Below are 25,389 nucleotides of genomic sequence, written 5' to 3'. Positions count from 1 at the left end.
AGGCGATGCAGCCCCTGCCCCCTGCCCGCTACCATCCGCGCCTGATCGAAGCCGCGCTCGCGCTGCACGACAATCGGCTGGGCGAGGCCGAACCGCTCCTCAAGGCACACCTCAAGCAGGACCCGTTCGACGTCGCCGCGATCCGCATGCTCGCCGAACTCGCCGGCCGCATCGGCCGCTACAGGGACGCCGAGCATCTCCTCCGCCGCGCGGTCGAGATCGCCCCGGGCTTCACCGCCGCGCGCGCCAATCTCGCGCTGGTGCTGTACCGGCTCAATCAGCCGAGCGAGGCGCTGGCCGAACTCGATCTGGTGCTCGGCGAGGACCCGGACAATGTCGGCCACGCCAATCTCAAGGCCGCGGCGCTTGCCCGGGTCGGCGGTTTCGACGAGGCGATCAAGCTCTATGAATCGGTGCTTTCGGTCGCCACCGAGCAGCCGCGCGTCTGGATGAGCTATGGCCATATGCTCAAGACGGTCGGGCGCCAGGCGGACGGCGTCGCCGCCTATCGCCGCGCGCTCGAGCTGGCGCCGGGGCTGGGCGAGGCGTGGTGGAGCCTCGCCAACCTCAAGACCGTCAAGTTCGACGAGGCCGATATCGCCGAGATGGAGGCGCAGCTCGCCCGCGGCCAGCTCTCCGACGAAGACCGGTTCCACCTCGATTTCTCGCTCGGCAAGGCGATGGAGGACCGCAGGCAGGCCGCGCGCGCCTTCGCGCATTATGACGCGGCCAACCGCCTGCGCCGCAGCAAGATGAACTACAGCGCCGACGAGGCCGGGGCGTTCGTCGACCGCAGCATCGCGCTCTACACGCGCGACTTCCTCGATGCCCGCGCCGGCCAGGGCTGCGCCGCGGCCGATCCGATCTTCGTCATCGGCATGCCCCGCGCGGGCTCGACGCTGATCGAGCAGATCCTGTCGAGCCACCCGCTGGTCGAGGGCACCAGCGAGCTGCCCGACATCCCCGCGCTCTCGCGCCAGACCGGCGGCTATCCGCAGGGCGTCGCCGAACTCTCGCCCGATCGGCTGCGCGAGATGGGCGAGGAGTATCTGCGCCGCGCCGCGGTCCAGCGCCAGACCGACCGCCCCTATTTCATCGACAAGCTGCCCAACAACTGGGCGCACCTGCCGCTGATCCACCTGATCCTGCCCAATGCGAAGATCATCGACGCGCGCCGCCATCCGCTCGGCTGCTGCTTCTCCAACTTCAAGCAACACTATGCCCGTGGCCAGCTCTTCAGCTATTCGCAGGACGATCTGGGGCGCTATTATCGCGGCTATGTCCGGCTGATGGCGCACGTCGATGCGGTCCGCCCGGGGCTGGTCCACCGCGTCTTCTACGAGGAGATGGTCGATGATACCGAGGCGCAGGTCCGCGGTCTGCTGGCCGCGATCGGGCTCGACTTCGATCCCGCCTGCCTCGAATTCCACAAGACCGAGCGCGCGGTGCGCACCGCCAGCTCGGAACAGGTGCGCCAGCCGATCTTCCGCGAGGGCACCGAGGCGTGGCAGCCTTTCGAGCAATGGCTCGATCCGCTCAAGGCGGCGCTCGGCGACGTGCTGACCGCCTATCCTGAGGTTCCGGTCTTCTCCGGTTCGTCCCAACCCTTGTAGGCGGCCCGTCCCCGCAAGCGTTGCAAAACTGTCACGCTGCACCCGCGAACCGCATCCGAACGAATCTGCACGAGCGTACAAGATTGACGATCGTTTCGCCGACGGACAGGTTTGCGAAATCAGAATTCCTCGTCGGAGCGAACTCGATGCACATGCCCAAGCGCCGCGCCACCCTTGCCGCCCTGCTCGCCTCGGCGGCTTTCACCTCGCCCGCCTTCGCCCAGGACGTGGTCGCCACGCCCGACGATGAAATCGTCGTGACCGCGCAGAAGCGCGAAGAGAATGTGCAGAAGGTCCCGATCAGCATCCAGGCGATCGGCACCACCCGCCTCGACAATCTCAACGTCACCAATTTCGAGGATTATTCGCAGCTCCTCCCCTCGCTGGCGTTCCAGACGACCCAGCCGGGCGTCACCAACGTCTATATGCGCGGCGTCGCATCGGGCGGCGACGGCAACCATTCGGGCTCGCTCCCCTCGGTCGGCGTTTATCTCGACGAACAGCCGGTGACGACGATCGGCGGCACGCTCGACGTCCATGTCTATGACGTGGCGCGCATCGAAAGCCTCGCGGGGCCGCAGGGCACGCTCTACGGCGCCTCGTCGCAGGCCGGCACGATCCGCATCATCACCAACAAGCCCGATAGCAGCAGCTTCTACGGCCGCGTCGACAGCGAGCTCAACACTGTGCGCAAGGGCGGGATCGGCGGCCGGCTCGAAGGCATGGTCAACGCGCCGCTCGCGCCTTACGCCGCGCTCCGCGTGGTCGGCTTCTACCAGCACGACGCGGGCTATATCGACAATGTCGCGAGCTTCCGCCGCTTCTCGACGGGCCATGTCGTGAACAACAATGCCTTCGTCAAAGAGGATTACAACACCGTCGATACCTGGGGCGGCCGCGCCGCGCTCAAGATCGATCTCGACGATAATTGGACCGCCACGCCGACGGTGCTCTACCAGGAGAGCCGCACCAAGGGCAGCTTCGGCAGCGATCCGCGCGTCGGCGATCTCAAGACCGAGCATTTCTTCGACGAATATCGCAACGATCGCTTCATCCAGGCGGCGCTGACGATCGAGGGCCGGATCGGCAATTGGGACGTCACCTATGCCGGCGCCATGCTCGACCGGAAGGACAATTCGTCCAGCGATTATACCGATTATTCCGAAGCTTACGACCAGCTCTACGCCAATTACACCGACAGCAGCGGCAATTTCGTCTGCAGCGGGATCGCGGGCTGCTTCTACTTCACCAATGCCGCGGGCAATCCGATCGATCCGCGCCAGCGCGTCGTCGGATCGGATCACTTCAAGAAGGTCAGCCAGGAAGTCCGCATCGCGTCGCCGCAGGATGCGTCGATCCGCGTCGTCGCCGGCGCCTTCTATCAGCGGCAGAGCAACGTCATCCATCAGGACTATAAGGTCGACGGCCTCGATCCGCTGCTCTCGGTCAACGGCCTCCCAGGCACGCTGTGGCTGACCCAGCAATATCGCGTCGACCGCGATTATGCCGCGTTCGGCGAGCTGAGCATCGACCTCGGATCGAAGGTGACGCTCACCGCCGGCGGGCGTTACTATAAATATGACAATTCGCTGATCGGCTTCTTCGGCTTCGGCCGCAATCCCGGCAACGGCTACTCCGACGGACCGCCCAATGCGGCCGCGAGCAACCGCACCGGCGTGGCGCAATGCTTCACCACATCGGGCCAGCGCCTCTACGATCGCGACACCAATACCTACGCCACCTCGCGCACGCTGCTGCCCGCCGCGGTCGCCGGCGGCCCCTGCACCAATCTTGCCCGCTACGTGAACGGCAAGCTCGTGCCCGTGTCCACCTCGGACACCGGCTTCCTCCACCGGCTCAACCTGCAATGGAAGCCGAACGAGGATATGATGTTCTACGGCACCTGGTCGCGCGGCTATCGCCCGGGCGGCATCAACCGCCGCGGCACCATCCCGCCCTATCAGGCCGATTTCCTCACCAATTACGAGATCGGCTGGAAGACCACGCTGGCCAACGGGCGGCTCCGCTTCAACGGCGCCATCTATCAGCAGGACTGGGCCAAGTTCCAGTTCAGCTTCCTAGGGCAGAACAGCTTCACCGAAATCCATAACGGCCCCAATGCCCGCATCCGCGGCATCGAGATGGACCTCAACTATCGCTCGGGCGGGCTCTCGCTGACCGCATCGGGATCGTACACCGACGCCAAGACCACGCAGAATCTCTGCGCGATCGACGATCCGACCTTCACCTGTGCGTCGAGTTCCATCTCCGCCCCGCGCGGCACCCGCCTGCCGGTCACGCCGCGGTTCAAGGGCAATATCACCGGGCGCTACACCTTCCCGACGGGGGCGACCGAGGGCCATGTCCAGTTCGTGCTCGCGCACCAGAGTTCGGCGACCGCGGACATCCGTACCAATATTTTCCAGGCGCCGACCCACAGCTTCATCAACCCGAGCGCGCTGCTCGGCATCCTCCCCGCCTATACGACGCTCGATCTGTCGGCGGGCGGCGAGATCGGGCGCTTCTCGTACGAATTCTTCGTCGCGAATGTCTGGGACGAACGCGGCCAGATCAGCCGTTTCCAGGAATGCGGCAGCTGCGGACAGCGCCCCTACGCCGTCTATATCAACCCGCAAACCTTCGGCGTGCGGCTGGGGACGAAGTTCTAGGCCAATTCGAATCGTCATCCCGGCGAAAGCCGGGACCCAGAATCGCCGGCGATGTCGCTTGTAATCCTGGGTCCCGGCTTCCGCCGGGATGACGCTCTCTTCGATAGCGCCGAACTAAGCGCTAAATCCCGCCCTCGACCGGCGCATGCCCTGCCGCGCGCAGGCCTTCCGCCAGCGCTCCGACACACGCGTCCACCACCGCCGCATCGGTCGCGCGGACCACGAAGTTCGCCCCGACGCGCCCTTCCTTGAAGAAGGGATAGCTCCCGATCGCCACGCCATCGAATGCCCGCTCGGTGCTCGCCAGCAGCTCGGCGACCTCGCTCTCCGGCCCCCAACTCCCGATCGTTCGCGACACGAGGGGCAGCCCGCCCTCGAGCTGCCCGGTCAACGCGTCGAGCATCCCCGCGGCGATATGCGGTACCCCCGCGAGCACGAACAGCGAACCCAGCCGGATCCCCGGCGCCCCCGACATGCGGTTGCGGATCAGCTCGGCCCCCTGGGGCATCCGCGCCATCCGCAGCCGCGCCTCGGTCAGTTCGAGCCCCCGCGCCGAATAATGCGCCTCCAGCGCCGCGCGCGCCTCGGCATTGACCTCCACCGGCACGGCGAGCGCCGCTGCGACCGCATCGACGGTGATGTCGTCATGCGTCGGCCCGATCCCGCCGGTGGTGAAGCAATAATCGTTGCGCGCCCTGAGCGCATTGACCGCCTCGACGATCGCCTCCTGCACGTCGGGCACCACCCGCACCTCGGCCAGGCGAATGCCCTGCGCATTGAGCCAGGTGCCGAGCTGCGCGATGTTGCGGTCCTGGGTGCGGCCCGAGAGGATCTCGTCGCCGATCACCACCAGTGCCGCGGTCCAGATACGCTCTCCCATGCGCCGTTGCCTACTCACTCGCAAAGCCCCGCGCAAACGACTATATGGCGCGCATGACCGACTATGTGACCGTCTCCGAAGACACCCCCATGGCCCGCACCGGCGCGATCAAGCTGCATGGGCCCGAGGGTTTCGCGGGCATGCGCGCCGCGGGCCGGCTCGCCGCCGAGATTCTCGACGCGCTGCCGCCGCATGTCGTGCCAGGTGCTACCACCGGCGAGATCGACGACTTCATCCGCGGCATGATGATCGCGGGCGGCGCCGTTCCCGCGACGCTCGGCTATCGCGGCTACACCCACAGTTGCTGCATCTCGATCAACCATGTCGTGTGCCACGGCATCCCGGGCGACCGCGTCCTCAAGGATGGCGACATCGTCAATATCGACGTGACGCCCCTGCTCGACGGCTGGCACGGCGACACCAGCCGCATGTATCTGGTCGGCGATGTCGGGCTCAAGGCGCGCCGCCTCGTCGACGTCACCTATGAATGCCTGATGCTCGGGATCGAGCAGGCCAGGCCGGGCAATTTCCTCGGCGATGTCAGCCACGCGATCCAGACCCATGCCGAGCGCCACCGCTACGGCGTGGTCCGCGATTTCTGCGGCCACGGCCTCGGCCAGATCTTCCACGACGCGCCCGAGGTCGTCCATGTCGGCCGCCCGCGCACCGGCCCCGAGCTCAAGCCCGGCATGTTCTTCACGATCGAGCCGATGATCAATATCGGCCGCCCCGACGTGAAGCTGCTCGACGACGGCTGGACCGCGGTCACCCGCGACCGTTCGCTCTCGGCGCAGTTCGAACATTCGATCGGCATCACCGAGGACGGCTGCGAGATCTTCACACAAAGCTCCAAGGGGCTGCATCGGCCGCCCTATTGAAGGCCGGGCAAGTCGACCTTCAAGCTTGGGCGCCGATTTGACCGTCACCCCGGACTTGTTCCGGGGTCCACCGGGAGGCGAGCGCGGAGCAAGCAGGTCAGGCTCTGAGCGTGAGGCTAAGTGGACCCCGGAACAAGTCCGGGGTGACGGGTTAGCGTATGTCAAGCGGCGCTAGTGCTTCGCCGACCAACGCCGCAGCGCCTCCTCGGCCTCCTCGAAGCTCAGGTCACCCATCTCGCTGGTGATCCAGAAGTCGCCGCGCGCCGAGGCGTCGACCGCCATCAGGCCGTGCGCCATGATGACGAGGGGTCCGCGGGCGACAATGATCTCCTCGGGGCGCAGGCGACCGCCTTCGCCTTCGCTCACCCGCCGGTGGATCTCGGCAGGCACATCCATCGGTAGAAGCCGCATCATGCCCCTCGACTACGCTCCGTTCCCGGAACGTAGCTTGAACGGCTTTGTTCCTGCCGCCCGATCGGGCAGCGCGTGCGCGTTTTGCTCGAAAAACAGGCACGCTTTCCCCGTTGCCCCTCGTACCGCCCAGCGTTTAGCTGTAGCGCCGCTCTGGCACGCTTGTTGCGATACGCGCGGCAGGAGACACGCCTTCCAATAGGGGCACACCCACGTGAAAAAAATCGAAGCGATCATCAAGCCGTTCAAGCTCGACGAGGTGAAGGAAGCCCTTCACGAAGTCGGCGTCTCGGGCATCACCGTCACCGAGGCCAAGGGCTTCGGGCGGCAAAAGGGCCATACCGAACTCTATCGCGGCGCCGAATATGTCGTCGACTTCCTGCCCAAGGTGAAGCTCGAGGTGGTGGTCGAGGACGCGCTGGCCGATCGCGTGGTCGAGGCGGTCGCCGCCGCCGCGCAGACCGGCCGGATCGGCGACGGCAAGATCTTCGTCATGCCGGTCGAGACCGCGCTGCGCATCCGCACCGGCGAGCGCAACGAGAACGCAATCTGATTTGACGCGACGCAGCATTCGGGGAATGCTGCGTCCGCACATTGAAATTTTATTGCCCGATTCGTCGGGCTCACGAAAGAGAGCGAAAGGGGTTCTACCAATGGCGAATTCGGCCAGCGACGTCCTGAAGATGATCAAGGACCAGGAGATCGAGTGGGTCGATCTTCGCTTCACCGACCCGAAGGGCAAGTGGCAGCACCTCACGATGGTCTCGAAGGTCATCGGCGAGGATGAGCTGACCGACGGCCTGATGTTCGACGGCAGCTCGATCGAGGGCTGGAAGGCGATCAACGAGTCGGACATGATCCTCAAGCCCGATCTCGACGCGGTCTGGGTCGATCCCTTCTCGGCCACGCCGATGCTGATCCTGGTGTGCGACATCGTCGAGCCCTCGACCGGCGAGCTCTACAGCCGCGACCCGCGCTCGACCGCCAAGCGCTCCGAGGCCTATCTCAAGTCGCTCGGCATCGGCGACACCGTCTATGTCGGCCCCGAGGCCGAATTCTTCATGTTCGACGATGTGAAGTTCGAGACGAGCTACGCCACCAGCTATTACGCGATCGACGATATCGAGCTGCCGACCAACACCGGCAAGGACTATGAGGCCGGCAATCTGGGCCATCGCCCGCGCGCCAAGGGCGGCTATTTCCCGGTCGCGCCCGTCGACTCGGCGGTCGACATCCGCGGCGAGATGGTCTCGACCATGCTCGAAATGGGTCTGCCCTGCGACAAGCATCACCACGAAGTCGCCGCCGCGCAGCACGAGCTCGGCCTGACCTTCGGCACGCTCGTCCAGACCGCCGACCGCATGCAGATCTACAAGTACGTCGTCCACCAGGTCGCGCATGCCTATGGCAAGACCGCGACCTTCATGCCCAAGCCGATCAAGGAAGATAATGGCTCGGGGATGCACACCCATATCTCGATCTGGCAGGGCTCGAACCCGTTGTTCGCGGGCAATGGCTATGCCGGCCTTTCCGACATGTGCCTCTATTTCATCGGCGGCGTGATCAAGCACGCCAAGGCGCTCAACGCCTTCACCAATCCGACCACCAACAGCTACAAGCGGCTGGTGCCGGGTTACGAAGCCCCGGTGCTGCTCGCCTATTCGAGCCGCAACCGTTCGGCCTCGTGCCGAATCCCGTACGGCGCGGGCAGCAAGGCGAAGCGCGTCGAGTTCCGCTTCCCGGATGCGCTGGCAAACCCGTATCTCTGCTACGCCGCGCTGCTGATGGCCGGCCTCGACGGCATCCAGAACCGCATCCATCCGGGCGACCCGATGGACAAGAACCTGTACGACCTGCCCCCGGCCGAGCTGGAAAAGGTCCCGACCGTGTGCGGATCGCTCCGCGAAGCGCTCGACAGCCTCGAGGCGGACATGGACTTCCTGCTCAAGGGCGACGTGTTCACCAAGGACCAGATCGAGGCCTATGTCGAACTCAAGCGCGCCGACGTCGCGCGTTGGGAAATGACGCCGAGCCCGGTCGAATATGATATGTACTATTCGAGCTGATCGTTGCGATCGGTGACATGAAAAGGGCGTCCGGACCGCGGTCCGGACGCCCTTTTCTTTTGGCACCCCTCCCAAATTACTTGCGCTCCGCTATGATCGGCCGCGGGAGGACCGATCATGTCCGAAATGCAGATGACGCCCGGAATGAAGTGCGGCACGCCCGCGCCGCCCGGCCCCGCCTCCCCGATCACCGAATTCGCCCTGTGCTGGCCGGGCGCGCCCTCTCCCACCGCCGAACAGCTCGCGATGGACCCCACCAGCTGCTGCACTCCGGGCGGCGGATCGACCCATGAGCTGGTCTGGGACCGCGCGCATGGCGGCCAGGTCTTCTGGGTCTCGGGCCAGATGTACGATCACATCGCCCGCGTCACGCTCGACGGCCATGCCGATTATTTCGCGATGCCGCAGGACAGCGCTCCGCATGGCACGGTGTTCGATGCGAACGGCTGGCTCTGGGTCACCTTCGAGGGGCTCGGCGAACTCGCGCGGATCAATCCCGACGGGACCATCGCCGAGCGGCTCGACGTCGCCATCCACGCCCAGGGCGGGCCCACCCCGCTCAACACCCGCCCGCACGGCATCGGCCTCGCCTCGGACGGGGCGCTCTGGTTCACCGGCAAGCTCACCAACACTGTCGGCCGCGTGTTCGCAGGGCAGGTCCAGCATTTCGAGCTGCCGACGATCGGCGCGGTGCCGATCTACCTGACCGCGGGCCCCGACGGCGACATGTGGTGCACCGAGCTGACCGGCAGCCGCATCGCGCATATCACCAGGGAGGGCGCGGTCACCGAGTTCGTCATCCCGACCGCCAGTCCCCGTCCGATCGCGATCGTCAAATCGCCCGACGGCAAGTCGCTCTGGTTCACCGAAGAAGCCGGCGGCAGGATCGGCCGGATCGCGATGGACGCCCGCAAGGACGGCCCCGGCGTCATCATCGAATTCCCGGTCCCGCTCACCCAGAAGGACGCGATCCTCGCCGGCCTCGCCTTCGACCGGCACGGCGCGCTGTGGGTCCAGCAATATGTCAGCCCGCCCGCGATGGGGATGCCCACCGCCAACGATTACATCGTCCGCATCGGCCCCGAGCTGATGAGCGCCCCGCCCGGCGACCTCACCGGCGTCTCGATCGAATACTTCAAGGCGCCCTCGCGCGGCACGGTGATGCACCGGATCACCGAGGGGCCAGACGGCAATATCTGGTTCACCGAGCTGGGGCTGAACCGGATCGGCCGGGTCAACCGCTGAGGCCGTCAGCCTTGTAACCCCGGCAAAGCCGTGGAATGCCGGTGCGCATGACGGCGCGCCTGCTCGCCCTGCTCCTCACGCTCCTCGCGCTCGCCGCCCCCGCCGCGGCGCAGCAAAGACGCGCCTTCACGCCCTGGCCCGCCAAGTGGATCGCGCACCCAGACGCCCCCGCGCAATCCGCCGGCGTCTTCCATTTCCGCAAGCGCTTCGACCTCGCCGAAGCCCCCCAGCACTTCATCGTCCATGTCTCCGCCGACAATCGCTACCGCCTCTTCGTCAACGGCCAGTCGGTCGCGATCGGGCCCGCGCGCGGCGATTTGATGCACTGGCGCTACGAGACGATCGACCTCGCGCCGTTCCTCAAGCCCGGCCGTAACCTGATCGCGGCACTGGTCTGGAACTGGGGCGAGTATCGCCCGGGCTTCCAGATCAGCCACCGCACCGCCTTCCTCCTCCACGGCGAAGGCGCGGCGTCGGTCGCCGACACCGGCGCCGGCTGGAAGGTGCTGTGGGACCGCGCCTATGGCTTCACCCGCGTCGAGGGGCCGGACGCGGGTGGCTGGTACGTCGCCTCGCCCGGCGAGACGCTCGACGCCGCGCAATATCCATGGGGTTGGGAACAGCCGGGGCTCGACGACAGCGGCTGGCCCGCGGCCAAACCCCTGGTCGCCCGCCCCGACGCCGCCGACGGCGCGCTCCTGCGCGGCTCGGAACCCTATGGCTCGGCCACCGAATGGCAGCTCGTCGCGCGCGATATCCCGCCGATGGAGGAGACCCCCGCCCGCTTCGCCACCCTCCGCCGCGCCGAAGGCATCGCGCCGGACCCCGGCTTCCTCACCGGCACGCGTCCGCTCGTCATCCCCGCCAACAGCCGCGTCTCGCTGCTGCTCGATCAGGGGACGCTGACCATGGGCTATCCGTTGCTGTCGACGACTGGCGGCGCGGGCGCGACCGCGACGCTCACCTATGCCGAAAGCCTGTTCGACGCGCAGGGCCGCAAGGGCAACCGCAACGAGATCGACGGCAAGACGATCCGCGGCCTGCGCGACCGCATCACCTTCGACGGCGGCAGCCGGACCTTCCAGACGCTGTGGCTGCGCACCTGGCGCTACGTCCAGCTCGATATCCAGACCGGCGCCCAGCCGCTCACCATCGCCGATTTCCACAGCATCTTCACCGCCTATCCCTTCGAGCAGAAGGCGGCGTTCGACAGCGACCAGGACTGGATCCCCGCCATCTGGGAGATCGACTGGCGGATGCTGCGGCTGAGCGCGTTCGAGAGCTTCTGGGACACGCCCTATTACGAGCAGCTCCAATATGTCGGCGATGCGCGGATCGAGGCTTTGCTCTCGGTCTACCAGACCGGCGACGCCCGGCTGATGCGCCACGCCATCACGCTGTTCGACGAATCGCGGACGCCCGAGGGGATCACCGCGGGCTCATGGCCCTCCTCGATCCCGGGCTACATCCCTCCCTTCTCCTTGTGGTGGGTGGCGATGGTCCATGATTACTGGATGCTGCGCGACGATCCCGCCTTTGTCCGCCGCCAGCTGACGGGCACGCGCGGCGTGCTCGACTGGTACGCCGCCCATGTCGACGCGACCGGCATGCTCGGCCCCATGGAGTGGTGGAATTTCCTCGACTGGAGCGGTGCCTTCGATCGCGGCGTGCCTCCGGGTGCCGAGAACGGCCATTCGACCGCGATCACCCTCCAATATGTCTATGCCCTCCAGATGGCGGTCGAGATGGAGGACAAGGTCGGCGAGCCCGGCCTCGCCCGCGGCTACCGCGAACAGGCCGCCCGGCTCATCGCCGCGGTCCGCAAGCTCGCATGGGATCCGGCGCGCGGCCTCTTCGCCGAGACGCCCGAAAGGACGCTCTACACCCAGCACAGCAACGCGCTCGCGATCCTCACCGGCGCCGTCCCTGCCGCCGACGCCCGCGCGGTGATGGAGCGCGTGCTCGCCGATACCACCCTTGTCCCGGCGAGCTATTATTTCCGCTTCTATGTCGACGAGGCGATGCGCGAGGCGGGGCTTGCCGACCGCTATCTCGACCGCCTGGCGCCGTGGCGCGAGATGATCCGCATCGGCCTGACCACCACCCCCGAAAATCCCGAGCCGACCCGATCGGATTCACACGCCTGGAGCGCGCATCCGAACTACCATCTGCTCGCCACCGTGCTCGGCATCCGCCCCGCCTCGCCCGGCTTCCGCTCCGTCGAGATCGCGCCCGCGCTCGGCCCGATGCGCCGCGCCTCGGGGCGCATGCCGCATCCCGCCGGCATGATCGAGGTCAGGCTCGAGCGCGTCGGCGCCACGGGCATCAAGGGCGAGATCACCCTCCCGCCCGGCCTGACGGGCAGCTTCACCTGGAACGGCGCCACCCGCCCGCTGAAGCCCGGCCGCAACCCGATCTAGGTGGCCGAAAAGCCACACGCTTCGCAGATGCACAATTGTCACAAAAGACTCATCGAACCGTAACCGAAATCGACCCGGACCGTTAGAAACGGCCCCTAGGGCGCCCCCGAACATCACATCCTAACGGGGGCGTCATGAAAATCGGGTCCAAGCTTCTCCTCACCGCCGGCACCTGCGCGATCGCGCTCGGCATGGCGACGGGCGCCGCCGCGCAAACCACTGATTCGAGCGGGGAAGACGCGATCGTCGTCACCGGCACCCGCCCGATCGCCGAATCCGAATCGGCCGCGCTCGAGGTCCAGCGCAACTCCGACTCGCTCGTCAGCGTCGCCGCGTCGGACAGCGTCGGCCGCCTTCCCGACCAGAATATCGCCCAGGCGACCGGCCGCCTCCCCGGCGTCGCGCTCGAGCGCGACCAGGGTCAGGCACGCTACATCTCGCTGCGCGGTGCTCCCAATTACTGGACCACCTTGTCGTTCGACGGGATCAACGTCGTCAGCCCCGAAGGCCGCGACGCGCGCTTCGATTCGATTCCCTCGGCGATCGCCTCGCAGATCATCGTCTCGAAGGCGGTGACCCCCGAAATGCCGGGCGAGACCGTGTCGGGCAATGTCAACGTCATCACCCGCTCGGCCTTCGATTATTCGGGCCCCCATTTCGCGGGCAAGGCAGGGATCGGCATCGCCGAGCTGGGCGACCGCATGCAATATGAGGCCTCGGGCGTCGCCTCGACCCGCTTCGGGCTGGGCGGCGGCGAGATCGGCATCCTGGTCTCGGGCAGCTATTATGAGCGCGCCATGATCACCGACAATTTCGAGACCGATTATGAGCGCGTCGCCCAGGACCAGCGCCCCGGTTTCCAGACCCGCTTCTGGGCGCACGAGGCCGAGAACAAGCTCTATCGACTGACGCGCCGCAACTGGTCGGTCTCGGGCCGGCTCGACTGGAAGCCCGACGCGAGCAACACCATTTCGCTCCGCTCGATCTACACCATCTTCACCGACGACGAGGCGCGCGACAATTACCGCTTCGATCTCGACGACCGCCAGGGCGACATGGCCGCCGATCCCGCTGCCTGCACCATCGCGGTCAACCCGACGCCGACCAACAGCGGCTATGCCGATGTCTGCATCGGCAATACCCCGCGCAAGGGCACGATCTACGGCATCGACATCCGCCAGCGCTCGACGCTGCGCGCCTTCCGCCAGTCGATCTTCACCAACACGCTCGCGGGCGATCACGAATTCGGCGGCGGCTGGCACCTCAACTGGCTCGGCAACTACACCCAGTCGGTCGATGACCGCTCGGTGGTCGGCGAGATCAGCTGGGACAGCCCGAGCACGCGCACGCTGCGCCCGACGGTCAGCTATGATTTCAGCGATCCGAACTTCTCGCGCCTGACGCTCTTCACCACCACCCAGCTGAGCGGCCCCACCCGCTTCCAGGCCGGCGCCCCGGTCACCGCGATCGACAGCTTCGCCAAGACGCCCTCGTCGCTGACGGTGCTCGACGCGGTCGACACGACCGACGCCTATACCGGCAAGATCGTGCTCTCGAACGAGACCTCGTTCCTGGGCGGCGATGCGGTGTTCAAGCTGGGCTTCCAGTTCGATCAGCGCACCAAGGTCGCCGACGAGCATCAGATCCTGGTCAACACCGCGGCCAATCTCTCTTCGGTCGGCGTGCCGCAGGATTATCTCGGCTTCTCGCTCGCCAACCAGCCTTTCCTCGGCAAGATCCCGATGGGCTACACCTTCCGCTATTTCGATACCGAGAAGATGCGGTTGGCCTCGGGCCTGGCGCGCGAGAAGTTCGCGATGACGCCCAACACCGCGAACAACTACAACGTGCGCGAGCAGGTCTTCGCGGGCTTCGCGATGGGTACACTCAAGTTCGACTGGGGTTCGATCCTGGGCGGCGTCCGCGTCGAGCATCTCACCAACCGCGGCATGGCGATCGCGACGGTCGGTGCCACCACGGGCCCGGTGACCGCCGAATCGAGCCAGACCATGGCCTTCCCCAGCCTCCACCTCAATTTCAACCTCGACGACACCAAGAAGCTGCGCCTCTCGTTCAACTCGGGCGCCGCCCGCGCCGATTACGACCAGCTCCGCCCGAACGTCGTCGTCAGCGACACCAACCAGTCGATCTCGGGCGGCAACCCCGCGGTCAAGCCCGAGCGCGCCTACGGCGTCGATGGCTATTTCGAATGGTATCTGCGTCCGCAGGGCTTCATCATGCTCGGCGCCTTCTACAAGCAGGTCGAGGACGTGCTGTACCGCCAGACGCGCCTCTTCGGGTCGAACGCGCTCGACAGCAACGGGATCGACCGTTCGGGCTACACCTTCACGGGCATCACCAATGGCGGCAGCGGCCGCGTGTTCGGTGCGGAAGCCGCGGCGCAGCTCCAGCTCGAGCCCTGGACCGGCAGCCTCGGCCTGCCCGACTGGATGGGCGGCTTCGGCGTCAGCGCCAACGTCACGCTCAACGACAGCCGCGTCACCAAGCCGGCTGTCGGCACCGTCCCGGCCCGTCATGTCCGCCTGCCGGGCACGTCGGACCTGGTCTACAATATCGGCGGCTATTACGAGAAATACGGCCTCTCGATCCGCGTCCAGTATCAGTATCGCAGCACCTGGCTCGACGGCATCGCTGACGACCTGACCGACGCCGGCGACACCTATTGGGCCGCCGACGACGAGATTGACGTCTCCGCGCGCTATGCGGTCACGCCGAACTTCGAAATCTATTTCGATGCGTCGAACGTGCTCAACGCGCCGGGCCGCCGCTATTCGGAGCCGGGCAACCTGCTGACCGCGACGGGCGTGCCCACCCCGACCAACACGATCCAGACGATCGAATGGGAGCGCTTCGGCCGGCGCTTCTCGGGCGGCGTCCGCGTCAACTTCTGATGACGCGCATCTCCGCCAGACTGGTGCTCAGCCTGCTGCCGTTCGCGGCGGCAGGCTGTGCCGCCACCCTCGCCACCGGCCCGGCGCCGGTCACGCACAAGGTCCAGGCGCGCGGCGAGACCATCGCGGTCGGCACCGCCAATGCCGACGCCGCCGACGATCCCGCGATCTGGCGCAACCGGGCCAATCCGCGCGCCAGCCTGATCGTCGCGACCGACAAAAAGGCGGGGCTCTATGTCTATGACCTGACCGGCAAGGTCCGCTCGTTCCGCGACGCGGGCCGGGTCAACAATGTCGATCTGCGCGACATGGGGCCCCGCACCGGGATCATCGTCGCCGCGAGCGACCGGACCGACAAGGCTAACGCGATCCTCGCGCTGTTCCGCCTCGACCCCAAGAGCGGCACGCTGACCCCGCTGGCGAAGATCCCCGCGGGCGCGGGCGAGGCGTACGGCATCTGCCTCTATCGCGAGCGCGGGGCGCTCTACGCGTTCAACGTCCTCAAGGACGGCACGATCAACCAGGTCGCGATCGACTTGTCGGGCACCCAGCCCAGCGGGCGCATCGTCCGCACGATGAAGCTCGCCACCCAGTCCGAAGGCTGCGTCGCCGACGAGCGCACCCATCGCCTCTATGTGGCGGAAGAGGATGTCGGCCTGTGGCGCTTCGACGCGCGCGCCACCGGCGGCACCACGCCGGTCAAGCTCGCCGCCGCCGACGGCGTCCGGATCGTCGCCGATACCGAAGGCCTCACCCTCGCCGCCGAGGGGACCGGCAATGGCGGCTATCTGCTCGTCTCGAGCCAGGGCGACAATGCCTATGCCGTCTATCGCCTGCGCGACGACCGCTTCATGGGCCGCTTCCGCATCGCTCCCGGCAAGTTCGGCGGCACCGAGGAAACCGACGGCATCGCCGCCATGACCGGCGATTTCGGCCCCGCCTTCCCCGGCGGGCTGTTCGTCGCGCAGGACGGCATCAACCCGCCCGGCGCGCAGAACTTCAAGCTGGTGGCGTGGCGCGACATCAAGCGGGCGCTGGGGCTGAGGTAGCTTGCACCACCAAATCCTCCCCCGCCAGGAGGAGGTGTCAGCGCAGCTGACGGAGGGGGAGAGCGGCGGCCACATCTGTTTCGTATCCTCCCCCTCCGTCGCCTTCGGCGCCACCTCCCCCTGGCGGGGGAGGATTTGAAGATGGATACGCCCCGTTTTACTCGACAGGCTTCCCCACCCGCATATAGTGCCCCTCAAGGGGAAGGAGGCACATCATGCCGCTGGAAATCAGTGAAATCGGAGTCCATGTCGCGGTCGGCCCCAGCGTCACGCCGCGGGGCCCATCCATGCCCTCCGGCGGGGGTGGCGGAGGCGGCGATCTGACCCCGGCCCAGCATGAGGCGATCGTCAATGCGTGCGTCCAGCAGGTCATGCAGAATCTGAGGCAGATGCAGGAGCGCTGACGTGCCGGCGCCCCACCGGATCGGCCGGCTCCTGATCGAGGCGGAGACCGGCGATCTCGACACCGCCCCGGCGCTGCGCGACCGCATCCAGGCGCTGACCCGGGACGCAATCCCTGCCGCCCTCGAACGCGCCTTCGACGCGCTCGGCCTCGGCGACCTTCATCTCAGGATCGACCGGCTCGATCTCGACCTGGGCGAGGTGCGCATCGAAACGCTCGAAGCCGACATCCTCGCCGCGCTCGACCGCGCAATCGGCCCCGCGCTCAAGGCGGGCAAGCGCCTGGCTGCCGACAAGGCCGAGATCCAGACCCTGCGCGACTATCTCGCCACCGGCGTCACCCCGGCCTTTGGCGGCAGCGATTTCGACCCCGCCGCCCGGCTGCGCGCGCTCCAGACCCGCGATCCCGCCGCCTTCGCGAGGCTCGCCAGAGCCGCGTCGCGCCGCGGCACCGCGCGCAGGCGGCTCGCCACGCTCGGCCATGGCGCGATGCCCCGCGGCGAGGCGCGCCCGCGCGATTCCGCCCCGGGCCACCCGCTCTACATCGCCAATGCCGGGCTGGTGCTGCTCAACCCCTATCTGCCCGCGCTGTTCGAGCGCCTGAATTTGCCGAACCCGGAAGGACGCATCATCGGCCTCGCGGCGGCCTCGCGGGCGGTCCACCTCCTCCAATATTGCGCCACCGGCCGGCTCGACACGCCCGAGCCCGCGCTCGCCCTCAACAAGCTCCTCGCCGGCTTGCCCCTCGACACCCCGGTCGCGCCGCACATCGCGCCGTCACAGGCCGATCTCGAAACCTGCGACAGCCTGCTCGCCGCCATGATCGCCAATTGGCCGGCCATCCGGGGAACCTCGGCCGATGGCCTGCGCGAGACCTTCCTCCAGCGCGAGGGCCGGCTGGACCGGACCGATACCGGCTGGCGCCTCACCGTCCAGCGCAAGGGGCTGGACGTGCTGGTCGATCAGCTCCCCTGGTCGATCGCGGTCGTCTTCCACCGCTGGATGCCCGCCCCGATCCACACCCGCTGGTGATTGCATTTCCTGCAACCGCGATTTCCGCAATTCATCTCGGTTCGCACCCGTAACGGGCGTAAATGATGCGGCGCGGCGTCCGCCGCACCTCGCCGCGTGCCAGCGGCATTCTTGAGGGCATCATGCTTTCCACATCGCTGTTCATTCTCGCCCCTTTGGGGCTGGGCGCGCTCGTGCTCGCGCTCAATTCGTTCGGCATCAACCAGGAATATGAGCGCGGCGTCGTCTTCCGCCTCGGGCGGCTCAGGGCGACCAAGGGCCCGGGCTGGTTCTGGCTCATCCCCCTCATCGAGCGCGTCGTGAAGGTCGATCTGCGCACCATCACCTATGCGCTCGACACCCAGGAAACCGTCACCCGCGACGGCGTCGCGGTGCGCGTCAACGCGGTGCTCTGGTTCCGCGCATCGGTCCCGGCCGACGTCGTCACCACCGTCGCCAACTGGCATTCGGCCGTGATCCAGGCGGCCGAGACCGCGATGCGCGACGCGATCGGCCAGAGCGACCTCGATCAGATGCTCAAGGAGCGCACCCTGATCAACCAGCGCCTGCTCGATCTGCTGATCCGCACCTGCGAGCGCTGGGGCGTCGCGATCGACGCGGTCGAGATCAAGGACCTCGACATCCCCCAGCAGATGCAGCGCGCCATCGCCAAGGAGGCCGAGGCGATCCGCGAGAAGCGCGCGCGCATCATCAAGGCCGAGGGCGAGCAGGAGGCCGCGCGCACCCTCGCCGATGCGGCGGCGGTGATCGGCGGCACCCCCGGCGCGCTCGAACTGCGCCGCCTCCAGACGCTCACCGAGATCGGCGTCGAGCATAATTCGACGATCATCGCGATGTTCCCGACCGAGCTGCTCGAAGCGGCGAAGAAGCTCGGCGCTGCGGTGTAAGGGCCATGCGGGGCGCCCGGGAGACTGGGTGGGCGCCCCGCCGGTCAGGCGCAGGTCACGCCCAAGCTCGCCACCACATTGCCCTCGCCGCCGCCCGCCATCGGCACCGTCTCCACCGATCCGCTGAACGCCACGATCGATTGCCCCGCGGGCGCCGAGAGGGTGAAGGGCGTCTGCGAGGTCGATCCCGCCATGCTCCCGAACGGGCCGTAGCTTGCGCCCTTGGCGGTATGGACGGTGATCTGCAGCACCACCTGCCAGCCATACCAGGTTCCGGTATAGCCGCTGATGCTGGTGATCGTGTCCCCCGTCGCCAGCGTCACGGGCGTGGGGTTGCCGCCATTCCCGCCATGCTGGACTGTCGTATAGGTGACCGGGTTCCCCTCGAAGCTCGAGCTGCTCGTCGCCTGGATCGCGTCGAGCACATTGCCGCTGCGGATGGCAAGGCTGGTGATCGGCGGATTGCCCGCCGCGGCGGCGATATGGGTGTCGTCGAACGGGCCCGTGGGGCTGCCCTTGATCAGCTGGTACAGGATCATCTGCTGCGCCTGCTCGAACTGGAAATCGCCCGAGTTGAGCCGCCACTGGGTCAGCTTGTCGTACGGCCCCGCCTGATAGCCGGCATAGGCCTGCTGCGCGTCCTGATAGGGCGCGAGATCGTCGCTGTTCACGCTCTCGAACTTGGCGCCATAGCCGAGCAGGTTCGCATTGATCCCGTAGCGGATGAATTGCCCGCGATCCGCCGCGCCATAGAGCTGGAGCGTGACGATATCGAAATAGGTGTTCACCGTCGCCGGATCGAGATTGCTGGTCTCGTTGGGGCACATGCTGAGGATATAGGGCGTCCCCGCGAACGCGTTGCCGATCGCGGTGAAGGCCTGCTGGAATTGCGACTGGGTGGTCGAATCGGAGAAGGGCCATTCCCAATCGACGTCGAGCCCGTCCAGATCATAGGTCTGCAGATAGGTGACGATATTCTGCGCATATTGCGCGAGCACCGCCGGCCAGCCGCTCGACGGGCCCGAAAAGAGCTGGCTGATCTCGTCCGCGGCATAGCCCATCGTCACGAGGATCTTGATGCCCGGATTGGCCGCGCGGGCATCGGCGATGATCCACTGCATGTACTGGAGGTTGGTGACGCCACCGGTATGCGTGCATTCGCCCAGCGCGATCGAATAGCCGTTCGGGGTCGAGACGGTATCGACGAAGCAGATGTTGAGGATGTCGACGCTCTTGTAAACGCCGTTGACGATCAACGACTGATAGCTGCCGCCCGGATAATCATAAGGCGTGTTGGCCGGGTCCTCCTCGGACGGAAGAATCCACGCGCCCACGCTGGGGGTCGGTATCGCCATCGCCGCATCTCCTATGCGATAGGGAGCAAAGTCCCCGTCTTTCGAATAGTGAAACAACCGGAGATGACGGAATTCTTATTCCTGAACTGATCTCGACGCGACTCGACTAGTTCACGGACGATACGATGGTTTCAATTGCGGATCGAGCGTTTTTCATGGGATTTCTATCAAATTCATTGCCGGGAACGGCAACACCCTCGAACCGTTTGCGCAGGATGCGCACCCTCTCCGCCTTGCCGCTGCTTTTCCTCGCCGCTTGCTCGAGCGGAGGGAGCGGCGGCGGCGGCGGAGGTACCCCCACACCCACGCCGAGCTCCGCCAACCGCGCGCCCAGCTTCACCTCACCTGCCACCACCAGCGTCGCCGAAAATACCGCCCTCGCCTATCAGGCCGCGGCGAACGATCCCGACGGCAACCCGCTCAGCTTCACCATCGCGGGCGGCGCCGATGCCGCGCTCTTCACCATCACCGGGGCCGGCGCGCTCAGCTTCAATACCGCGCCCAGCTTCGAAACCCCGCGCGATAGCGGCGCCAACAATGTCTACAACCTCCAGCTCCGCGTCAGCGACGGCAGCCTCAGCGCCACGCTCGATCTCGCCATCACCGTCACCAACAGCCGCGAAGGCATCGCCGTGCGCCGCGTCGGCACCGGCTTCAACCAGCCCCTCTATGTCGAGCCGATCCCCGGCAGCAGCGACGTGCTCGTCGCGGAGAAGCCCGGCAATATCTACCGCCTCACCCCTTCGACCGGCGCCAAGACCCTCGTCCTCACCGCGGGCAATCTCTCCACCGATGGCGAACGCGGGCTCCTCGGCATCGCGGTCCGCCCCAATTTCGCGACCTCGAACCAGCTCGTCGCCCACGCCACCGCCCCCAACGGCACGATCGAGCTCCGGCTCTACACGCTCACCGGCAACGTCAACACCGGCTACACCAACCTCGTCACCATCCCCCACGCCGGCGCGAACAACCATAATGGCGGCTGGATCGGCTTCGGGCCGGACGGCAATCTCTACGACGCGGTCGGCGATGGCGGCGGATCGGGCGATCCCGAGAATGACGCGCAGGACCCCAATTCGCGCCTCGGCAAGATCCTCCGCCTCGCGCCTTCGGGCAACACCTTCGTCGCGGCCCCCGGCAACCCGTTCGCGAGCGGCGGCGGCGACCCCTATGTCTTCGCGCTCGGGCTCCGCAATCCGTTCCGCAACAGCTTCGGCCCCGATGGCCGGCTCTATATCGGCGATGTCGGCCAGGGCGCGATCGAGGAGATCGATGTGGTTCGCCCCGATCAGCCCGGGCTCAATTTCGGCTGGCACTATCTCGAGGGCACCAGCGTCTTCACCGGCACTGCCCCCCCGGGCCTCACCGCCCCGGTCTCGCAATATGCCCATGGCACCGGGGCGACCCAGGGCAACACGATCATCGGCGGCTATGTCTATCGCGGGCCGGTGACGTCGCTGGTCGGCAGCTATGTCTTCGCCGATTACGTCAACGGCCATATCTGGACGCTTCCCGCCAACCAGCTCGTCCAGGGCAGCCTGTTCCCCGCGGGCAGCTACGAACGCCGCAATCTCGATTTCACCCCCGATGCCGGCACCATCGACCAGATCGTCTCGTTCGGCGAGGACAGCGCGGGCAATCTCTACATCGTCGACATCACCGGCGAGATTTTCGAGGTGGTGCCGGGCTGAGTGGCCACTTCCCCTCTCCCATCGGGAGAGGGTTGCGCAGACTTGGGTCCGCTTCTTCAGCGGGCCCTAGTCGGAGCTGGGTGAGGGGATCACCCCATCGATAGGGTGTAACCCCTCACCAACTCCGACTAGGCAGCAAGCTGCCAAGTCTCCGTATCCTCTCCCGATGGGAGAGGGAGACAAGAGACCCTCACGCCTCTACCCTCCACCCCATGATCCGTCTCCTCCTCGCTACCCTCGCGCTCCTCCTCGCCACACCCGCCGCCGCCCAGCTCACGAAACCCGAAGCCCGCATCGCCGCCGCCGTCGATGCCGACACGCCCCGCGCCATCGCGTTCCTCGAACGCATGGTGAACCAGAATAGCGGCTCGCTGAACCTCCCCGGCGTCGATGCGGTCGCCGCCATCGTCCGTCCCGAATTCGAGGCCCTGGGCTTCGACACCCGCTGGATCGACATGCGCGCCACCGGCCGCGCGGGCCACCTGATCGCCACCCATCGCGGCAATGGCCGAGGGAAACGCATCCTGCTGATCGGCCATCTCGACACCGTCTTCGAGCCCAGTTCCCCCTTCCAGAAGTTCGAGCGCAATGGCGACCGCGCCACCGGCCCCGGCGTGATCGACGACAAGGGCGGGATCGCGGTGATCGTGATGGCGCTCAGGGCGATGCAGGCCGCGGGCACGCTCAAGGACGCCGACATCATCGTCATCCTCACCGGCGACGAGGAGCGCACCGGCGCACCGATGGATATCGCCCGCAAGGACCTGATCGAACTCGGCAAATGGGCCGATATCGCGCTCGAATTCGAGCCGCTCGCGCGCGATGCCGGGGTCGATTACGGCTCGGTCGCGCGGCGCAGCTCGACCAATTGGACGATCACCGCCAAGGGCAGGACCGGCCATTCGAGCGGCGTGTTCGGCAAGACGCTCGGCTATGGCGCGATCTACGAGCTGGTTCGCATCCTTGACAGCTTCCGCCGCGAGCTCGCCGAGCCGAACCTCACCTATAATGTCGGCGTGATCGGCGGCGGCACCCCCGCGACGATCGACGATCAGGGCCTGTCGATCGCGTCCTCGGGCAAGACCAACATCGTCCCCGAAACCGCGATCGCGCGCGGCGACATCCGCAGCCTCACCCCCGAGCAGGACGCCCGCGTCCGCGCCCGCATGGAGGCAATCGTCGCCCAGAACCTGCCCGGCACCAGCGCCACCATCGCCTTCTCCGAAGGCTATCCCTCGATGCCCCCGACCGAGGGCAACCGCGCGCTGCTCACCCGGCTCAACGCGGTGAACGCGAGCCTCGGCCTGCCCGCCATGCCCGAATACGACCCCGCCAAGCGCGGCGCCGCCGATTCGAGCTTCGTCGCCGCGGACGCCGACGTCCTTGCCGGCCTGGGCGCGGCGGGCGAAAACAGCCATGCCGAGGGCGAATGGATCGACCTGACCTCGATCCCCCTCCAGGCCAAGCGCGCCGCGATCCTGATGACGCGCCTCAGCCGCGAACACCGTTGATCGCAATCCCCACCTCGCTTTGGCTTCACTATGCCGGCGACGCCGCGGCGTGGCTGCTCGCCTTTCTCGGCGCGCGCTGGGTCTATCGGCACCGCCGCCAGTCGGTCTCCACGCTCGCCGCGCAGACCGAGCCCGGCTATTTCCTCGCGCTCGCGGCAGGCGGAGTCCTGGGCGCCTGGCTCGCAGGGTCGCTCAACAGCCTGCGCTTCGCCTTCCCCACCCCCTCGCACAGCATCGCCGGCGCGCTCGCCGGGGCGATCGTCGCGGTCGAGATCTGGAAATGGCGCGTGGGGCTGCGCCAATCGACCGGCGGTCCCTTCGTTATCCCGCTCACGATCGGCATCGTCGCCGGGCGCTGGGGCTGCCTGTTCGCCGGGCTCGGCGACGGCACCTATGGCACCCCGACCAGCCTGCCCTGGGCGGTCGATCTCGGCGACCATATCGGCCGCCATCCGGTCCAGCTCTACGAATCGCTGACGATGGCGGTCTTCCTCGCCGTCTATTGGCGGGCGCTGATCGGGGAGCGCGGCTGGGCGGTCCGCCACGGCTTCCACGCCTTCGTCCTGGTCTATGCGGTCCAGCGCTTCGTCTGGGAATTCCTCAAGCCCTATCCAAGCCTGCTGGGGCCGCTAAACCTGTTCCACCTGCTGATGATCGGATTGGCCGCCTATGCACTCGCCTGGATCGCTCGAGACGCTCGCAGACCCGTTACCGGCTGAGCGCAAGGCAGCGCCCTATATCTTCCACGGCCAGACGACGAGCCTGTGCGAGACCTGCCTCGTGCCGGTCCCCGCCAAGGTAATCATCGAGGACGACCGGGTCTTCTATCTCAAGCGCTGCCGCGATCACGGCGTGATGAAGACGCTGATCAGCGACGATCTCGATTATTGGCGCGCGCAGAAATTGTGGCTCAAGCCGGGCGATCGTCCGCTCGCCGTCCAGACCCGCACCGAGGCCGGCTGCCCCTTCGATTGCGGCCTCTGCCCCGATCATGAGCAGCATAGCTGCCTCGCGATCGTCGAGATCAATTCGGCATGCAATCTCGCCTGCCCGGTCTGCTTCGCCGATGCCGAGGACATGCACGGCGCGCATCTGCCGCTGGCGACGGTCGAGCGCATGCTCGATGCGCTGGTGGCGAGCGAGGGCGAGCCCGATGTCGTCCAGCTTTCGGGCGGCGAGCCGACGATCCATCCGCAATTCTTCGAGATACTCGATGCGGTGAAGGCGCGCCCGATCCGCCACGCGATGATCAACAGCAACGGGGTCCGCATCGCGCAGGACCCCGAATTCGTCGACCGGCTCGCTAGCTATATGCCGCGGCTCGAAGTCTATCTTCAGTTCGACAGCCTCGACGACGACGCGCTGATGGACCTGCGCGGCGCCAGGCTCTCGCGCATCCGCCGCCAGGCGCTCGAGGCGCTCGAAGCCGCCGGCATCTCGACCACGCTCGTCGTCACGGTCAAGCGCGGGGTCAACGATCACGAGGTCGCCGACATCGTCAATTACGCGCTGACCTGGTCATGCGTGCGCGGCATCACCTTCCAGCCGGTCCAGGATGCGGGCCGGAACGAGGGCTTCGACGCCAAGCTGAACCGCATCCTCCCCACCCAGATCCGCCGCGAGATCGCCAAATCGGGGGTGTTCGCGATCGAGGACATGATCCCGCTCCCCTGCAACCCCGACCAGATCTGCATCGGCTATGGCCTGCGCCAGGGCCCCAGCGTCACCCCGATCACCTCGCTGCTGCCGCGCGAGATGATCCTCGAGGGGCCGAACACCGTCGCCTATGAGGATTATCCGGCGCTCAAGCAGGGCATCATGAACCTGCTCAGCCTCGCCACCGCCGATTGCAACACCGGGGAAAAGCTCGCCGGGGTGCTCTGCTGCCTGCCCCAGGCGATGGTCCCGGCCGAACTCAGCTACGCCAACAGCTTCCGCGTCGTGATCCTCCAGTTTCTCGATCGCTACAATTTCGATCTGGCCACGGTGAAGCGCAGCTGCATCCATTTCGTGACGCCCGAGGGCCAGATCATTCCCTTCGACACCTACAACACCTATTACCGCCAGGGGGCGGAAGGCGCGGGCGTGCTGGCGCGGGCGCGATCGGGAGAGCGGCTATGAAGATGCTGTTTGGGGGTATCCTGCTCGCTGTCGGCGGGCTGATCGCGCTGGCGAGCGGGCTGTGCTCGGGCTGGTTCCTCGTCATGATGCTCAGCAGCAGTGGCAGCGGCGCGGAGATTCTCGGCATGATCCCCATGATCCTGGCCTTCGGCGGCGTACCGTTCGTGATCGGACTGGGACTGTTCTTCTGGGGCCGCTCCCTGATCCGCTCGGCGCAGAGGGACCAGCAGGAGTGACCGGTCGGTTG

The 25,389-nt window shown here is 66.8% G+C and carries 19 protein-coding genes and 1 pseudogene; 17 read left to right on the top strand and 3 right to left on the bottom strand.

Going from position 1 to position 25,389, the window contains the following annotated elements:
- Positions 1-5: 5 nt before the first annotated feature.
- Both OF829_RS17520 and OF829_RS17515 read left to right on the top strand, forming a co-directional pair.
- On the top strand, positions 6-1,613 hold the full coding sequence (locus tag OF829_RS17520) for a tetratricopeptide repeat-containing sulfotransferase family protein (protein ID WP_264941451.1): 1,608 nt from the start codon (positions 6-8) through the stop codon (positions 1,611-1,613).
- 146 nt (positions 1,614-1,759) lie between these two features.
- Complete coding sequence (locus OF829_RS17515) at positions 1,760-4,282, top strand: TonB-dependent receptor (protein ID WP_264941450.1); 2,523 nt, start codon at positions 1,760-1,762, stop codon at positions 4,280-4,282.
- 121 nt (positions 4,283-4,403) lie between these two features.
- Here the strand turns inward: OF829_RS17515 and OF829_RS17510 are convergent, their stop codons facing one another.
- Positions 4,404-5,162, bottom strand: coding sequence for a competence/damage-inducible protein A (locus OF829_RS17510; RefSeq protein ID WP_264941449.1), 759 nt, complete (start codon positions 5,160-5,162; stop codon positions 4,404-4,406).
- 53 nt (positions 5,163-5,215) lie between these two features.
- Here OF829_RS17510 and map point away from each other — a divergent pair, with 53 nt between their 5' ends.
- The gene (gene map / locus OF829_RS17505; RefSeq protein ID WP_264941448.1) at positions 5,216-6,040 is read left to right on the top strand and encodes a type I methionyl aminopeptidase; all 825 of its coding nucleotides are present in this window, start codon (positions 5,216-5,218) and stop codon (positions 6,038-6,040) included.
- A gap of 171 nt (positions 6,041-6,211) precedes the next feature.
- On the opposite strand, the gene OF829_RS17500 is transcribed toward map, so the two are convergent.
- Positions 6,212-6,454: a hypothetical protein gene (locus tag OF829_RS17500; RefSeq protein WP_264941447.1), complete on the bottom strand. Its 243-nt coding sequence runs from the start codon at positions 6,452-6,454 to the stop codon at positions 6,212-6,214.
- 211 nt (positions 6,455-6,665) lie between these two features.
- On the opposite strand from OF829_RS17500, the gene OF829_RS17495 reads away from it, so the two are divergent.
- From OF829_RS17495 to OF829_RS17455, 9 genes and pseudogenes are all read left to right on the top strand, one after another.
- A complete protein-coding gene (locus tag OF829_RS17495; RefSeq protein WP_264941445.1) occupies positions 6,666-7,004 on the top strand; it encodes a P-II family nitrogen regulator in 339 nt (112 codons plus the stop codon).
- Between the two features lie 100 nt (positions 7,005-7,104).
- Positions 7,105-8,517, top strand: coding sequence for a type I glutamate--ammonia ligase (gene glnA / locus OF829_RS17490; RefSeq protein ID WP_264941444.1), 1,413 nt, complete (start codon positions 7,105-7,107; stop codon positions 8,515-8,517).
- Between the two features lie 117 nt (positions 8,518-8,634).
- A pseudogene (locus tag OF829_RS17485) lies at positions 8,635-9,525 on the top strand (Vgb family protein); the annotation flags it as partial.
- Between the two features lie 284 nt (positions 9,526-9,809).
- A complete protein-coding gene (locus OF829_RS17480) occupies positions 9,810-12,182 on the top strand; it encodes an alpha-L-rhamnosidase-related protein (protein WP_264941442.1) in 2,373 nt (790 codons plus the stop codon).
- A 134-nt stretch (positions 12,183-12,316) separates the two neighbouring features.
- Positions 12,317-15,094: a TonB-dependent receptor gene (locus tag OF829_RS17475; RefSeq protein ID WP_264941441.1), complete on the top strand. Its 2,778-nt coding sequence runs from the start codon at positions 12,317-12,319 to the stop codon at positions 15,092-15,094.
- Entirely contained in the window at positions 15,094-16,143 is a 1,050-nt protein-coding gene (locus OF829_RS17470) for a phytase (RefSeq protein ID WP_264941440.1), read from the top strand. Before OF829_RS17475 ends, OF829_RS17470 begins: the two co-directional genes overlap by 1 nt.
- A gap of 215 nt (positions 16,144-16,358) precedes the next feature.
- Entirely contained in the window at positions 16,359-16,547 is a 189-nt protein-coding gene (locus OF829_RS17465; RefSeq protein ID WP_264941438.1) for a DUF5908 family protein, read from the top strand.
- Between the two features lies 1 nt (position 16,548).
- On the top strand, positions 16,549-17,577 hold the full coding sequence (locus OF829_RS17460) for a contractile injection system tape measure protein (protein ID WP_264941437.1): 1,029 nt from the start codon (positions 16,549-16,551) through the stop codon (positions 17,575-17,577).
- Between the two features lie 62 nt (positions 17,578-17,639).
- A complete protein-coding gene (locus OF829_RS17455) occupies positions 17,640-18,464 on the top strand; it encodes an SPFH domain-containing protein (protein ID WP_264941436.1) in 825 nt (274 codons plus the stop codon).
- A 44-nt stretch (positions 18,465-18,508) separates the two neighbouring features.
- On the opposite strand, the gene OF829_RS17450 is transcribed toward OF829_RS17455, so the two are convergent.
- A complete protein-coding gene (locus OF829_RS17450) occupies positions 18,509-19,819 on the bottom strand; it encodes a jacalin-like lectin (protein WP_264941435.1) in 1,311 nt (436 codons plus the stop codon).
- A 215-nt stretch (positions 19,820-20,034) separates the two neighbouring features.
- Here OF829_RS17450 and OF829_RS17445 point away from each other — a divergent pair, with 215 nt between their 5' ends.
- The 5 genes from OF829_RS17445 (at position 20,035) to OF829_RS17425 (ending at position 25,378) form a co-directional block, all read left to right on the top strand.
- Entirely contained in the window at positions 20,035-21,510 is a 1,476-nt protein-coding gene (locus OF829_RS17445) for a PQQ-dependent sugar dehydrogenase (RefSeq protein ID WP_264941484.1), read from the top strand.
- Between the two features lie 212 nt (positions 21,511-21,722).
- Positions 21,723-23,021, top strand: a complete 1,299-nt coding sequence (locus OF829_RS17440; RefSeq protein ID WP_264941434.1) for a M20/M25/M40 family metallo-hydrolase — start codon at positions 21,723-21,725, stop codon at positions 23,019-23,021.
- Positions 23,018-23,740: a prolipoprotein diacylglyceryl transferase gene (locus tag OF829_RS17435; protein WP_264941433.1), complete on the top strand. Its 723-nt coding sequence runs from the start codon at positions 23,018-23,020 to the stop codon at positions 23,738-23,740. The genes OF829_RS17440 and OF829_RS17435 overlap by 4 nt, the downstream gene beginning before the upstream one ends.
- Positions 23,691-25,142, top strand: coding sequence for a radical SAM protein (locus OF829_RS17430; RefSeq protein WP_264941432.1), 1,452 nt, complete (start codon positions 23,691-23,693; stop codon positions 25,140-25,142). Before OF829_RS17435 ends, OF829_RS17430 begins: the two co-directional genes overlap by 50 nt.
- Complete coding sequence (locus OF829_RS17425; protein WP_264941431.1) at positions 25,139-25,378, top strand: hypothetical protein; 240 nt, start codon at positions 25,139-25,141, stop codon at positions 25,376-25,378. Before OF829_RS17430 ends, OF829_RS17425 begins: the two co-directional genes overlap by 4 nt.
- The last annotated feature ends 11 nt before the right edge of the window (positions 25,379-25,389 follow it).

Origin of the sequence: Sphingomonas caeni (assembly GCF_026013415.1) — a bacterium.
Lineage (GTDB): Bacteria > Pseudomonadota > Alphaproteobacteria > Sphingomonadales > Sphingomonadaceae > Sphingomonas > Sphingomonas caeni.
The sequence above is the reverse complement of the archived record's forward strand: the minus strand, read 5'-3'. Positions and strand labels throughout refer to the sequence as shown.